This window comes from Nonomuraea sp. NPDC049152 (genome assembly GCF_040648355.1).
GTDB lineage: Bacteria > Actinomycetota > Actinomycetes > Streptosporangiales > Streptosporangiaceae > Nonomuraea.
Genome location: NZ_JBEZDO010000009.1, coordinates 49,365 through 62,609, shown reverse-complemented (window position 1 = coordinate 62,609; position 13,245 = coordinate 49,365). Strand labels below are relative to the sequence as shown.

Below are 13,245 nucleotides of genomic sequence, written 5' to 3'. Positions count from 1 at the left end.
CTCATCGGTCCTGTTGGGCGATCCGGGAGCGCCCCCGCCACGGCCCGAAGATCGGTTACCGTTGACGTCACCCGAGCCATGACGTCGGACGGAACCCGCGATGCCGCTGACACCTCGATCCGGGCGCGAGCCGGGCTACTTCACGCTTGCCTGGTTTCTCACCGTCGTCGGCTTCCTTCTTCACGTCATGCCCGCGCGCCGGGTGATCCTCGAGATCTCCTGGACAGGGTGGGGCCCACTGTGGATTCCCACGCTCGTCCTCGTCGGCGTTCCGGTCCTCGGCGTGAGTGCGGGCGCGTCACTCAGCCGCGTGCACGGTCCTGGCGGCAGATTCCTGTGCGGTGCGATCGGGCTGGTCGTCTCCGGGCTGACGCTCGTGGGCATGCTCGCGTGGCTCGCGATGAACTCGCTCACCGATCCTCTGCCGCTGGCCGAGATCTGGGGATCGTAGCCGCGACATGAGCGTTGAGGTATTCCGCACGCAGGAGCCGCTTGTAGAGCTTGCCGGTCGGGTGGCGGGGCAGCTCGTCGCGGAAGTCGATCGACTTGGGGCACTTGTAGTGGGCCAGCCGCGACCTGCAGTACTCGATCAGCTCGGCCTCCAGGTCCCGGCCGGGCCGGGCGTGGTCGGCGGGCTGGACGACGGCCTTTACCTGCTCGCCCATCTCCTCGTCCGGAATGCCGAACACGGCCACGTCGGCGACCTTGGGGTGGACCGACAGCACGTTCTCGGACTCCTGCGGGTAGATGTTCACCCCGCCCGAGATGATCATGTAGGAGCGGCGGTCGGTCAGGTAGAGGAAGCCGTCCTCGTCGACGTAGCCGATGTCGCCGAGTGTGGTCCACCCCCTGCCCTGAGGGTCCTGCGCGGAGCGGGTCTTGTCCGGGTCGCCGTGGTACTCGAAGCGGGGGCCGTCGGCGAAGTAGACCGTGCCGTGCTCGCCGGGCGCCAGCTCGTTGCCCTCCTCGTCGCAGACGTGCACGACGCCGAGCAGGGGGCGGCCCACGGTGCCCTTGTGCGCCAGCCAGTCGGCGGGGCTCGCGTAGAGGAAGCCGTTGCCTTCGGTTCCCGCGTAGTACTCGTGGATGATCGGCCCCCACCACTCGAGCATCTGCTCCTTGACGGGGATCGGGCACGGCGCGGCGGCGTGGATCGCGCACTGGAGCGAGGACAGGTCGTGCCCGTCCCTGACCTCGTCGGGCAGCTTGAGCATCTTGATGAACATCGTCGGCACGAGCTGCGAGTGCGTCACCGCGTGCCGTTCGACCAGCGCGAGGTACTCGGCGGGGTCGAAGCGCTCCATCACGACGACCGTCGCCCCGAGCCGCTGGAACTGCAGGCAGTAGCGCAGCGGCGCGGCGTGGTAGAGCGGCGCGGGCGACAGGTAGACGCTGTCGGCCGAGGGCGCGAACAGGAACTGGATGAGCTGGATCAGCGGCCCGGGGGTGTCGAGCGGCGCCTGCGAGAGCGTCGGCTTGACGCCCTTGGGCCTGCCCGTGGTCCCCGAGGAGTAGAGCATGTCGGCGCCCTGGCACTCGTCGGCGATGGGCGTCGGCGGCTGTTCGGCGACGGCCTCCTCGTAGGACCGGAAGCCGTCGGCGACGCCGTCGACCATGAGCCTGAGCTCCACGCCGGGAGCCTCGATCGAGGCGGCCACCTCGGCCAGCCCGGCCGAGGAGATGAAGACCCTGGCCTCGCAGTTGTCGACGATGTAGGACAGCTCCTCGCTCCGCAGGCGCGAGCTGATCGCTGTGTAGTACAGCCCCGAGCGGTGCGCCGCCCAGGCGATGACCAGGAAGAGCGGATGGTTCTCGAGCATGAACGCGATGTGGTCGCCCGGCTTGAGCCCGGCGGAGCGGAATAAGTGGGCGAGCCTGTTCGACTCCTCCTCGAGCCGGCGATAGGTGACGACCTCCCCGGAGCCCGCCATGATCACAGCGGGCTTGTCGGGGGTGACTGCTGCGATGGCTCCCGGATACATGACCAGAACCATATTCGGTTCGTGGCGGAGCAGGAAGGGGCCGCACCGCCTCGGGACGCCCGAAGCGGCGTCCATCCATTGCGCGAATTTCCTCCGGAAAACGGCGGGGCCGTGATCCCGTATTCGAGATCACGGCCTCTTCGAGGGGGAACCGCCGCTAGGCGTGGTAAACGTCCCGCCAACCGGAGTGGAAGCCGTTCGGGCCGCCGTAAGCGCCACGGCTCACATCCACGTAGATGTGCTTGGCGTTCTTGCCGCCGAACGAGTAGTCGGCGTCGTGCTTACCGCAGTTCTTGAAGCTCTTGAAGTAGGCCGAACCGTCGAAGTTCACGACCTTGAAGGTCTCCCACGCGCAGACGTACTTGTGCTTGCCCCACCACTTGTGGTTGGTGAGCGTACTGTCCACCGAGTAGAAGTAGTCGTGCTTCCAGGTCCAGACCTTCTTCTTGAAGGGCTTCTTCTTCCAGGCGCAGTGCTTGTTGCCGTGCTTGTCCTTCCAGCAGACCTGGACCTTCTTGTAGAAGGTCTCCCAGTGCCAGACCTTGTAGGACTTCTTGGTCACGGAGACGTGTCCTGAGGCCTCGGCCCTGTGGTCGCTGGAGTGGTAAGCACCCCAGCCGGAGCCGGTGGCCGCGCCTGTCGTCGCCGCGCCCGCGGCGACGGGGGCGCCGACCGCCACCGCCAGGGCGATGACGGCGCCGGCCAGGATTCGCGAAACGAATCGCATGAGGGAACTCCTCGGGAGAAGAGGGTTTCTGTCACGCTCTTCGTAGTCCCGTCGGATTGCCGAACGGTTTCAATTCGCTTGATTACCTGGCCGGGGGCCAATTATTCGGAAAACGCTTTTTCCCGATCATTCACAGGAAAAATTCAGGCTGGGATGACCGCGCCCTTGTAGGTGTCCTCAATGTACTTCTTGACCTCGGGGCTCCGCAGCAGCTTGGCCAGCTTCTGGACCCGCGGGTCGTTCTGCTTGCCCTCCTGGACGACCAGCCCGTTGGCGTACGGGTTGCCCTCCGCCTTCTCCGCGACGAGCGCGTCGGTGGCCGGGTTGAGCTTGGCCTCCAGGGCGTAGTTGCCGTTGATGACCGCGGCGTCCACGTCGGCGAGCGAGCGGGGCAGCTGGGCGGCGTCGAGCGCCTTGAAGGTGATGTTCTTCGGGTTGGCGGTGACGTCACGCTCGGTGGCCGCGGTGCCGACGCCGTCCTTCAGCTTGATGACGCCGTTGTCGGCCAGCAGCTTGAGCGAGCGGCCGAGGTTGGTGGCGTCGTTGGGCACGGCGACGGTGGCGCCGGAGGCGAGCGCGGCGACGTCCTTCACCTTGCTGGAGTAGAGGCCGAGCGGCTCCAGGTGCGCGTTGGCCACCCAGGTGAGCTTGGCGCCCTTCTCCTTGTTGTAGTCGCCGAGGTAGGGCTGGTGCTGGAAGTAGTTGGCGTCCAGCTGGCCCTCCTGGAGCTGCGGGTTCAGCGGCACGTAGTCGCTGAACTCGACGATCTCCAGCTTCAGACCCTCCTTGGCTGCCAGGTTGTCCGAGATGTACTTGAGGATCTCGGCGTGCGGCGTGGGGGTGGCGCCGATCTTGAGAGGGTCGCTCGGCGCGCCGGAGGCCGACGAGCCGGAGGCGGACGATCCGCAGGCGGCGAGGGTCAGGGCCAGGACGGCGGCGGTCACGAGACCGAACAACTTGCGCACGGCTGTGCTCCTTGTCTGGGTATGAGGAAGCAGGACCCGCTTGTGGCGGACCCCGGAAAATCGGGATGGGAGTCTCTAGCGCCTGGCGGCCAGACGGTTGGCGAGCGCGTCGCCGAGAGACTGGGCCAGCTGGACGAGGATGATGATGACCACACAGGTCGCGATCATGAGAGGCGTCTCGAACCGCTGGTAGCCGTACCGGATGGCCAGGTCGCCCAGCCCGCCCGCGCCGATGACGCCCGCCATCGCGGAGTAGGACACGAGCGTGATGACGGTGACCGTGATCCCCGCCACCAGCGCCGCCTTGGCCTCCGGCAGCAGGACCTTGGTGACGATGGAGGTACGGCTGACGCCCATGGCGTGGGCCGCCTGGACGACGTCACCGCTGACGCCGCGCAGCGCGATCTCGACCAGGCGGGCGAAGAACGGCACCGCGCCGATCGTCAGCGGCACGACGGCCGCGTACAGGCCGATGGTGGTGCCGACCAGCAGCCGGGTGAAGGGGATCACCGCGATCATCAGGATGATGAACGGCAGCGACCTTCCGATGTTGACGATCAGGCTGAGCAGCTGGTTGGCGACCCGCGACGGGAACAGGCCCTCACGCGAGGTGCCGACCAGGGCGACGCCGAGCGGCAGCCCGAACACGACGGTGAAGAGCGTGGACCAGAACACCATCTGGACCGTCTCCCACGTCGCCTGACCGAGCAGCGGAACCATCTCTTCCCAGGTCACGCGGCCACCTCCACGATCAGTCCCCGCTCGCGCAGGTAGGTGAGGGCGGCTGAGGTCTCGGCGCCCGCCAGCGAGACGCGCAGGCGGCCGACCGAGCCGCCCGCGACGTCCTCGAGCGCGCCGCCGAGGATGCTGACGTCCACGTCGAACTTGCGCACGACGTGCGAGATCACCGGCTCGTCCGCCGCTCCGGTGAACGTGATCGTGACGTTGCCCGGCTCGGGCGCGGGCAGCGGGAACAGCTCGGCGGCCAGCCTGGATCCGGGCGTGGTCAGCAACCCCCTGATCGGCCCCGACTCCAGGATCGCGCCGCCCGACATGATCGCCACCGAGTCGCAGATGCTCTTGACCACGTTCATCTCGTGCGTGATCAGCAGGATCGTCAGTCCGAGCTCGGCGTTGAGCCGCTTGAGCAGGGCGAGGATGGAGGAGGTCGTGCCGGGGTCGAGCGCCGAGGTGGCCTCGTCGGCCAGCAGGACCTTGGGGTTGCCGGCCAGCGCCCTGGCGATGCCCACGCGCTGCTTCTGCCCGCCGGACAGCTGCCCTGGGCGCGCGTCGGCCTTGTCGGCGATGCCGACGAGCTCGAGCAGCTCGGCGACCCTGGCCGACCGCTCCGCCTTGCCCATGCCCATGACCTCGAGGGGGAAGGCCACGTTGCCCGCGACCGTGCGTGAGGACAGCAGCGCGAAATGCTGGTGGATCATGCCGATGTGCTGCCTGGCGGCGCGCAGGTCGCGCTCGCCGAGCGTGGTCAGCTCCTGCCCCGCGACCGCGATGGTGCCGTGGTCGGGACGCTCGAGGAGGTTGACGCAGCGCAGCAGCGTGCTCTTGCCCGCGCCGCTCTGGCCGAGCACGCCGAAGATCTCGCCCTGGCGCACGTGCAGGTCGACACCGTCCAACGCGACGGTGTCACCGTAGGTTCTGCGCAGGCCTGCAGCCTGGATCACGAAATTTCCCCACAACGGATTCGATAACGGACGGTCAGCGTTGGGGGACGCGTCAGCGAGTGCCTGGGTGGAACGGAAGGTGACTCAGGCGGCGCAGCACGAAGCTGGGTCGGATCATCAGGGAAGTACCTTCGAACGAGGGGGCGGAAAGGTGCGCTCTAGCGGGCCTGGCAGCCCGTACACATGCGCATTCGCATCTCGTTCACGCTGTTGCCAACGATCCCTTGACGCGGGCCTATTCCCTGCCGCCGATGTGAGGTGGCTCACCCCAGCCCTGTTCGGCGGGCGACCGTGGCCCTTCAGGCCCTGCCGGCCCGCCGGTACGGATCCTCGAGCGGGGTCATCCGGTCGGCGAAGTCCGCCTTGATGCGCGCCATGCGCGCGCCAGGAGCGTAGAAACGCCCCTTTGTCTCCCCGTACGGCTTGAGCCACCCCTTCGCGGCCAGATCCCGCAGGTCGCGGGCCGCCTGCCCCTGGCTGAGCGTTTCGTCGGCCTGGTAGCGGCTGCGGCGCAGGCGCCGGTTCACGAACACCTCGTAGAGGGCGGACACGCACCTGGCGTTGAGCCCGTCGGCGTCGACCTGCTCCTCCAGCAGCATCCAGATCTCCCCCGCCTCCGACAACCGCCTCCGCACCTCCTGCGCCTGCAGATGGTGAGCACGCAGGCAGAAGCGCACCCAAGGCAGCGTGTGGCCGTGCGGACTCCATCGTCGCCGCCCCACCTCGCCCAGCACGTCGTAATACTCGACGGTGCTTCTCTGCTTGCCCAGCCACTCCTCGATGGAGCAGAACTCGGGCGTGGTGATCCGGTCACGCCCCAGCACCAGCGTCTGCAGCGCACGCGACATCCGGCCGTTCCCGTCCCGCCACGGATGGATCTTGACCAGGTTGAGATGCGCCATCGCCGCCCTGACGTAGCTCGGCGCGTCCAGGTCGCCGTGGTCGAGCCATTCCACGAGGCCCTGGAGCAGCTCCGGCACCTGCTCGGCGTCGGGCCCTTCATAGACGACTTCACCGGTGTCGGAGTTGCGCACGTAGATACCCCCAGGCCTGATGACGCCGGGAGCCTTGGCATGGTGGTGGCCGATCATCATGAAGTTGAGCGCGTTGAGAACCCCGGCGTCGAAACGGAACGCGGGCGCCTTCGACAGCAGCTGGATGTAGGTGAGCGCCTGCTGATATCCGGCGATCTCACGGGCCACCGAGCCCGACGTCTCCAGCGGCTCCTCCCCCGCCATGATGGACTCGATGTCCTCGACGCTGGCCCGGTACCCCTCGATCGAGTTGGACCCCTGGATGGCCCGCGCCTGCAGTTGCCTGCGCAGTTGCCCGTCCCACCGATGAGTGACGGCGAGGCGGTACTTCAGGTCGCGCCGCATGTCCTCGATCTCGGCCAGGACCTTCTCGTCCTGCGCAGCCAACGCGGGAAGTTCGTAGAGCATGACCCCATGACAGCATGAGCAAATCATTCATTCAAGCGAATAGATGATTCGTCCATTATTGTCCGGCGGACATGGCGAAGCCGCCCCGGTACGAGACGGCGGGGCGGCTTCGGGTCGGAGTCAGGCCGCGGTGGTCTGGGCCACCTTGGCCGGGGTGAGGGCGATGTCGAGCACCTCACGCACGTCGCTGACGGCGTGGATGGTCAGCTCGTCGCGGACCTCCTTGGGCAGGTCGTCCAGGTCGGGCTCGTTGCGGGCGGGGATGAGGACGGTGGTGATGCCCGCCCTGTGCGCCGCCAGCAGCTTCTGCTTGACGCCGCCGATGGGCAGCACCCGTCCGGTGAGGGAGATCTCACCGGTCATCGCCACGTCGTTGCGGACGAGTCGTCCCGACAGCAGCGAGGCCAGCGCCGTGGTGAGCGTGACGCCCGCCGAGGGCCCGTCCTTGGGGACGGCGCCGGCGGGGAAGTGCACGTGCACCGACCGGTCCTTCAGCGCGGTGACCGGCAGCTCCAGCTCCGCGCCGTGCGAGCGCAGGTAGGACAGCGCGATCCGCGCCGACTCCTTCATCACCTCGCCCAGCTGTCCGGTCAGGGTCAGCCCGGTCTCGCCGGTCTCGGGGTCGGCCAGCGACGCCTCGACGTAGAGGACGTCGCCGCCCGCGCCGGTGACGGCCAGGCCCGTGGCCACGCCGGGCACCGAGGTGCGCTGCTTGGACTCGGGAAGCGAGGCCTCCGGAACGAAGCGCGGCCTGCCGAGGTAGTCGACCAGAGTGTCCTCGCCCACGGTGGTGGGGAGCTCGTCCTTGGCCGTGACCTTGCGCAGGATCCTGGCGATCGAGCGCTCCAGGGAGCGCACGCCGGCCTCGCGGGTGTACTCGGCGGCCAGCTTGCGCAGCGCCGCCTCCTCCACCGTGACCTCCTCGGCCGTCAGCCCCGCCAGCTCCAGCTGCTTGGGCAGCAGGTGGTCGCGGGCGATGGCCACCTTCTCGTCCTCGGTGTAGCCGTCGAGCGTGACGACCTCCATGCGGTCGAGCAGCGGCCCGGGAATGGCCTCGAGGACGTTGGCCGTCGCGAGGAAGAGCACGTCCGACAGGTCGAGCTCGACCTCCAGGTAGTGGTCACGGAAGGTGTGGTTCTGCGCCGGGTCGAGCACCTCCAGCAGGGCGGCCGTCGGGTCGCCCCGGTAGTCGGCGCCGACCTTGTCGATCTCGTCGAGCAGGACGACGGGGTTCATCGAGCCGGCCTCGCGGATGGCGCGGACGATACGGCCGGGCAGCGCGCCGACGTAGGTGCGCCGGTGGCCGCGGATCTCGGCCTCGTCGCGCACGCCGCCGAGGGCGACGCGGACGAACTTCCTGCCCATGGCGCGGGCGACGGACTCGCCCAGCGACGTCTTGCCCACTCCGGGAGGACCGGCGAGGGCGAGGACGGCGCCGCTGCGGCGGCCGCCCACCACGCCGAGGCCCTTGTCCTGGCGCCGCTTACGCACGGCCAGGTACTCGATGATGCGGTCCTTGACGTCCTCGAGACCGGTGTGGTCGGCGTCGAGCACCTCACGGGCGCCAGTGATGTCGTAGTTGTCGTCGCTCGTCTCGTTCCACGGGATGTCGAGGACGGTGTCGAGCCAGGTGCGGATCCAGCCGGTCTCGGGCGACTGGTCGGAGGTCCGCTCCAGCTTGTCGACCTCCTTGAGCGCCGCCTCGCGCACCTTCTCGGGGAGGTCGGCCGCTTCCACGCGGGCGCGGTAGTCCTCCTCCTCCGTCTCGGCGGTGTCGCCGTTGAGCTCCTTCAGCTCCTTGCGCACGGCCGCCAGCTGCTGGCGGAGCAGGAACTCGCGTTGCTGCTTCTCCATGCCCTCCTGGACGTCCTTGCGGATCGTCTCGGCGACGTCGAGCTCGGCCAGGTGCTCGCGCGACCACTCCACCAGCTTGGCCAGCCGGTCGGCGGGGTCGGGGGCCTCCAGCAGCTCGACCTTCTGCGCGGTGCTCAGCCACGGCGTGTAGCCGGAGCTGTCGGCCAGGACGGAGGGGTCGTCGATCTGGTTGACCTGGTCGACCACCTGCCACGCGCCACGCTTCTGCAGGATCGTGGTGGCCAGCGCCTTGTACTCCTTGGCCAGCTCCTGCGCCCGCTCCCCGATGTGCACGGGGTCGACGGTGTGGACCTCCACCCAGAGAGCCGCGCCGGGGCCGGTCGTCCCCTTGCCCACGCGGGCCCTGTTGACGCCGCGCACGACCGCGGCGGGCTCGCCTCCGGGGAGCCTGCCGACCTGCTCGACCACGGCCTGCACACCGACAGCTCCGTAGCGGCCGTCGATCCTGGGAACGAGGAGGACACGCGGCTTGTTGAGACCAGAAGCCTGAGCCGCGTCGATCGCAGCCCGGACCTCCGAGTCGGACAGGTCCAGAGGGACCACCATGCCCGGCAGGACCACCTCGTCGTCGAGCGGCAGGACCGGGAGGATCAAGCTCTCACTCATCTGAACTCCAATGGGGGTTGAGTTATACACACTCAATTCATCGGAGCCAGACGTTGTTCCCTTCCTTGCCGATGTTCGCTCACAGCGATCGTAATTGTGTAAGTAGTACCTGGGAGGGATCACCCCTAGGGGTGACGCGTGCCTGGTCAGGGCCCCTTAGGCTGGTGACGTGATCTCGGCCGTCGTCCAGCCGTTCTGGCTCGCGTTCTTCCGTGGCGAGGCCGATCCGCCGCCGCCCCGCTCGCCTCGCCTGCACCGCAGCGTCCCCCGGCCACTGCGGCTGCTGGCGCCCCTCGACCACTACGACGTGGTGCAGGTGGCCGACCTCCTTGTGGCGGCGGCCCTGTTCCACACCACGCTCATGGAGCTGACCCCCACCTCGCGGCAGCCGATCTGGATGGTCTACCTGGCCGGCGTCGCCTTCTCACTGCCGGTGGCCCTGCGCGACCGCTGGCCGCTGGCGGCGTGGCGGCTCGCTCTGGTGCTCCTACCGCTCTCGCTCAGAGTCGTCCAGCAGGTCACCGACATGCAGCCGCCCTACCTGGGTCCGGCCATCGTGATGTACCTGCTGATGCTGTATTCCGTCGCCGCCAGGTGCGACAGGCGCATCACGGTCGTGGTGTGGCTGGCCTCGGTGCTGACCGTCTGGATCATCGACCCGAACACGATGGCGCTGTCCTCGGTCGCCATGACCGTGATCGTGCTGTTCGGCTACAACGTCCGGGTACGGCGCAGGGCCACCGCGAGCAGGGACGCGGCGGTGAGTGAACGGTCCGTCATGGCCGAGAGGGCGCGGATCGCCAGGGAGCTGCACGACGTGGTGGCCCATCACCTGTCGGTCATCGCGATCCAGGCGGAAGCCGTACCGATGACGGCCAAGGGGGACGCCGCGCGTCTGGAGGAGGGGCTCGCGCAGATCCGCGGGCTGTCGCTGGAGGCGATCAAGGAGTTGCGGCAGGTTCTCGGCGTGCTGCGCGACCACGAGGGGCGCGCGGACACCACGCCGCCGCCGGGCCTCGACCGGCTGGACGAGCTGGTCGGCAACGCCCGGTCGGCGGGCCTCACGGTGCTGGTCAAACGCTCGGGCGAGCTGGAGAAGGTGCCCACGGCCGTGGCTGTCTCGGCCTATCGGATCGTGCAAGAATCGCTCAGCAACGCCATGCGGCACGCGCCTGGATCGGCCGTCGCGGTGGAGCTCATCTGGGCCGGAGACCTGCGCGTCCGCGTCGTCAACGGCGCATCGCGCAGGCCGGGAGAGGCGCCAGGCGCGGGCCACGGGCTGATGGGCATGCGGGAGCGGGCGACCCTGCTGGGCGGATCTCTGGAGGCGGGTCCCATGGAAGGGGGCGGGTTCGAGGTGAAGGCCACGCTGCCGCTGGAGCAGCCGTCGTGATCCGGGTGCTGATCGCCGACGACCAGGGCATGGTCCGCACGGGCTTCACGGTGTTCCTCAGCAGCCAGCCCGACATCGAGGTGGTGGGCGAGGCCGCCAACGGCCTGGAGGCGATCGAGCGGGCGGCGGAGCTGAAGCCCGACGTCGTGCTCATGGACGTGAGAATGCCGGTGATGGACGGACTGGAGGCCACGCGGCGGCTCATGGCCGCCGGTGAGACCAAGGTGCTGATCCTGACGACCTTCGACCTCGACGACTACGTCTACGAGGCGTTGCGGGCCGGGGCCAGCGGATTCCTGCTGAAGGACGCCTCCGCCGCGCAGCTGGCCGAGGCGGTGCGGGTGGTCGCGGCGGGCGAGGCGCTGATCGCGCCGACGGTCACCAAACGGCTGATCCACGAGTTCGCCAGGCTCGGCGGTCCTCGGGCGCCGTCGGTGAAGCGGCTGGCGGAGCTGACCGAGCGCGAGACCGAGGTGCTGACGCTGATCGCGCAGGGCCTGTCCAACCAGGAGATCGCCGACCGGCTCGTGGTGGCCGAGCAGACGGTGAAGACGCACGTGGGCAGGGTGCTGACCAAGCTCGACCTGCGCGACAGGGCCCAGGCGATCGTCTACGCCTACGAGACCGGGCTGGTCCGCCCTCGTGAGTGACTCCCGGTGGTCCATGTCGCCAAGGGCGCTGCTGCTCATCGACGTGGCGGTCGCGCTGGCGCTGTTCTGGCTGACCTCCGACGGCCTGGCCTCCAGCACGGCGCACGTCCGGTTCGCGCCAGGTGACCTCGAGCTGCCGACGGACGACGGGATGCTCACGCTGGTGGCGGCCGTCACATCGGCGCCGGTCGCGCTGCGCAGACCCGCGCCGCTCATGTCGCTGGTGCTGGCGACCGTCGTGATGGTGTGGAACCCCTACCCCGTCTACCACCTGACCTCGATCGGCGGGCTCGCGATCGGCGGGCTCGCGGTCGTGCTGTGCGCCTACACGGTCGCTACGCGCGTCAACGTCGTGGGCGCCGTCGCAGTGTGGCTCGTCCCCACGCTGGTCGAGATCGGCTTCAAGCCGCAGCCTTTCGGCATCGAGGTGCTGCTCCTGCCGGTCGTGCTGGTGCTCGGGCAGGTGGTCAGGGCGCGCCGCCGCACCCAGTCCAAGCTGACGGCGCAGGCCGAGCAGACGCTCGCCGTGCAGGCGGTGGCGGAGGAGCGGCTGCGGATCGCGCGCGAGCTGCACGACGTCGTCGCCCACCACATGTCGGCCATCGCCATCCAGTCGGAGGCGGTCCGGCTGCGCTCCGGCGGCGACCCCGTCGCCCTCGACACCGGCCTGGCCGAGGTACGGGCGATCTCGCTGGAGGCGATGTCCGAGATGCGGCAGATCGTCGGCACCCTGCGCCAGTCTCCCGCGCCGGGCCTCGATCGCGTCGACGAACTGGCCGAGACGGTCCGCGCGGCCGGCCACGCGGTGATCGTGACCCGCGAGCTCGGCGCGGTCCCCATGGCGGTCGGCGAGACGGCCTACCGCATCCTGCAGGAGTCGCTGAGCAACGCGATGCGGCACGCGCCAGGCGCCGCGGTCATCGTCGATCTCCGCCAGGACGACGCCGATCTGCTGATCCTGGTCAGCAACCGGCCCCCGCGACGGGCCGTCCCTGTGAGCGGGGGAGGGCACGGCATCACCGGCATGCGCGAGCGGGCCGAGCTGCTGGGCGGATCACTGGAGGCGGGGCCGCGGGAAGAGGGCGGCTTCGAGGTGCGGGCGAGGCTGCCGCTGGGCCGTACCATCGGCTGATGGACCCGGTGGAGCTCTTCCGGCGGACGGCGGCGACGGTTCCCGCCTACCGCGCGTTCCTGGCCGCGCACGCGATCGACCCGGCCCAGGTCACGAACTTGCGGGGCTTCTCGCGGTTGCCGATGACCACCAAGGACACCTACACCCGCCGCCATCCGCTGCCCGACCTCTGCCGTGACGGGACCATCGGCGACATGATCGCCGTCTCCTCCGGATCCACCGGCACCCCGTCCTTCTGGCCCAGGTCGGCCGAGGACGAGCGGGCCGTCTCCGCCAGGTTCGAGGAGATCTTCAGGGACGCCTTCGACGCGCGCGGCAAGCGCACGCTCGCCGTCGTGTGCTTCGCGCTCGGCACCTGGCTGGGTCGGCGGCCTGTTCACCCTCGCCTGCCTGCGCCACCTGGCTGCCACCGGGCACGGTGGTACTTGGTCCGCCTGATATCCGGACGGACACCCCTCTCTCGCCATGCTGGCTACCGCCGTGGCGCTGACGGCGGTCGCTCCCCGCGAGTTGGTCGGGGAATCAAGGCCCTGAGATCGCCAGTCCCAGCTCGCGTGCCGTGCCTAACGACCTTCAGTCGGTGACATTACGAGTTCTGATCGTGATCCTCAAAAGATCGTCGGCCGCCGTAGTGTCAGGACGTGCGTAGATGGATGTGGGTACCAATTGTGGGCGTGCTCTTAACTGGACTCGCGGGCTGTGTCGTGCCCAGCAACGGTGCTACTGGCATCAGCGTCGATGAGGCGGGGCACCTCACTGTGGTCCTTGCCTGGTGCGGTCGAGGTCCGGAC

The 13,245-nt window shown here is 68.9% G+C and carries 12 protein-coding genes; 5 read left to right on the top strand and 7 right to left on the bottom strand.

All coding sequences use genetic code 11. The features are described from left to right. Positions 1-100 precede the first annotated feature (100 nt). Positions 101-451: a hypothetical protein gene (locus AB0B45_RS18280; protein WP_358131822.1), complete on the top strand. Its 351-nt coding sequence runs from the start codon at positions 101-103 to the stop codon at positions 449-451. Here the strand turns inward: AB0B45_RS18280 and AB0B45_RS18275 are convergent. The 7 genes from AB0B45_RS18275 to lon all read right to left on the bottom strand — a co-directional run bounded on the left by AB0B45_RS18275 (position 411) and on the right by lon (position 9,279). Then, entirely contained in the window at positions 411-1,982 is a 1,572-nt protein-coding gene (locus AB0B45_RS18275; protein WP_358131820.1) for an acyl-CoA synthetase, read from the bottom strand. The genes AB0B45_RS18280 and AB0B45_RS18275 overlap by 41 nt on opposite strands. Before the next feature lie 157 nt (positions 1,983-2,139). After that, positions 2,140-2,709, bottom strand: coding sequence for a hypothetical protein (locus AB0B45_RS18270; protein ID WP_358131819.1), 570 nt, complete (start codon positions 2,707-2,709; stop codon positions 2,140-2,142). Positions 2,710-2,852: 143 nt separating this feature from the next. Then, a complete protein-coding gene (locus AB0B45_RS18265; RefSeq protein ID WP_358131817.1) occupies positions 2,853-3,674 on the bottom strand; it encodes a MetQ/NlpA family ABC transporter substrate-binding protein in 822 nt (273 codons plus the stop codon). Positions 3,675-3,749: 75 nt separating this feature from the next. Then, positions 3,750-4,409, bottom strand: a complete 660-nt coding sequence (locus AB0B45_RS18260) for a methionine ABC transporter permease (protein ID WP_358131815.1) — start codon at positions 4,407-4,409, stop codon at positions 3,750-3,752. After that, positions 4,406-5,356 (bottom strand): ATP-binding cassette domain-containing protein, encoded by a 951-nt coding sequence (locus tag AB0B45_RS18255; RefSeq protein ID WP_358131813.1) that lies wholly within the window; start codon positions 5,354-5,356, stop codon positions 4,406-4,408. Before AB0B45_RS18255 ends, AB0B45_RS18260 begins: the two co-directional genes overlap by 4 nt. Positions 5,357-5,655: 299 nt before the next feature. After that, positions 5,656-6,798 carry a Fic family protein gene (locus AB0B45_RS18250; protein ID WP_358131811.1) on the bottom strand — a complete coding sequence of 381 codons (1,143 nt, stop codon included), beginning with the start codon at positions 6,796-6,798 and terminating at the stop codon, positions 5,656-5,658. Between the two features lie 120 nt (positions 6,799-6,918). After that, positions 6,919-9,279, bottom strand: coding sequence for an endopeptidase La (gene lon, locus AB0B45_RS18245; protein WP_358131810.1), 2,361 nt, complete (start codon positions 9,277-9,279; stop codon positions 6,919-6,921). Between the two features lie 169 nt (positions 9,280-9,448). Here lon and AB0B45_RS18240 point away from each other — a divergent pair, with 169 nt between their 5' ends. The 4 genes from AB0B45_RS18240 to AB0B45_RS18225 are packed head-to-tail and all read left to right on the top strand — an operon-like array spanning position 9,449 to position 13,038. After that, the gene (locus AB0B45_RS18240) at positions 9,449-10,672 is read left to right on the top strand and encodes a sensor histidine kinase (RefSeq protein ID WP_358131808.1); all 1,224 of its coding nucleotides are present in this window, start codon (positions 9,449-9,451) and stop codon (positions 10,670-10,672) included. Then, positions 10,669-11,322, top strand: a complete 654-nt coding sequence (locus tag AB0B45_RS18235) for a response regulator transcription factor (RefSeq protein WP_358131806.1) — start codon at positions 10,669-10,671, stop codon at positions 11,320-11,322. The genes AB0B45_RS18240 and AB0B45_RS18235 overlap by 4 nt, the downstream gene beginning before the upstream one ends. After that, positions 11,315-12,454 (top strand): sensor histidine kinase, encoded by a 1,140-nt coding sequence (locus AB0B45_RS18230; protein WP_358131804.1) that lies wholly within the window; start codon positions 11,315-11,317, stop codon positions 12,452-12,454. Before AB0B45_RS18235 ends, AB0B45_RS18230 begins: the two co-directional genes overlap by 8 nt. Further along, a complete protein-coding gene (locus AB0B45_RS18225; RefSeq protein ID WP_358131803.1) occupies positions 12,454-13,038 on the top strand; it encodes a hypothetical protein in 585 nt (194 codons plus the stop codon). The genes AB0B45_RS18230 and AB0B45_RS18225 overlap by 1 nt, the downstream gene beginning before the upstream one ends. Positions 13,039-13,245: the final 207 nt, after the last annotated feature.

Bases quoted from the DNA above. Each gene is read 5' to 3' on its own strand.
- AB0B45_RS18280 (WP_358131822.1), top strand. From the start codon at position 101: ATGCCGCTGACACCTCGATCCGGGCGCGAGCCGGGCTACTTCACGCTT.
- AB0B45_RS18275 (WP_358131820.1), bottom strand. From the start codon at position 1,982: ATGTATCCGGGAGCCATCGCAGCAGTCACCCCCGACAAGCCCGCTGTG.
- AB0B45_RS18270 (WP_358131819.1), bottom strand. From the start codon at position 2,709: ATGCGATTCGTTTCGCGAATCCTGGCCGGCGCCGTCATCGCCCTGGCG.
- AB0B45_RS18250 (WP_358131811.1), bottom strand. From the start codon at position 6,798: ATGCTCTACGAACTTCCCGCGTTGGCTGCGCAGGACGAGAAGGTCCTG.
- lon (WP_358131810.1), bottom strand. From the start codon at position 9,279: ATGAGTGAGAGCTTGATCCTCCCGGTCCTGCCGCTCGACGACGAGGTG.
- AB0B45_RS18225 (WP_358131803.1), top strand. From the start codon at position 12,454: ATGGACCCGGTGGAGCTCTTCCGGCGGACGGCGGCGACGGTTCCCGCC.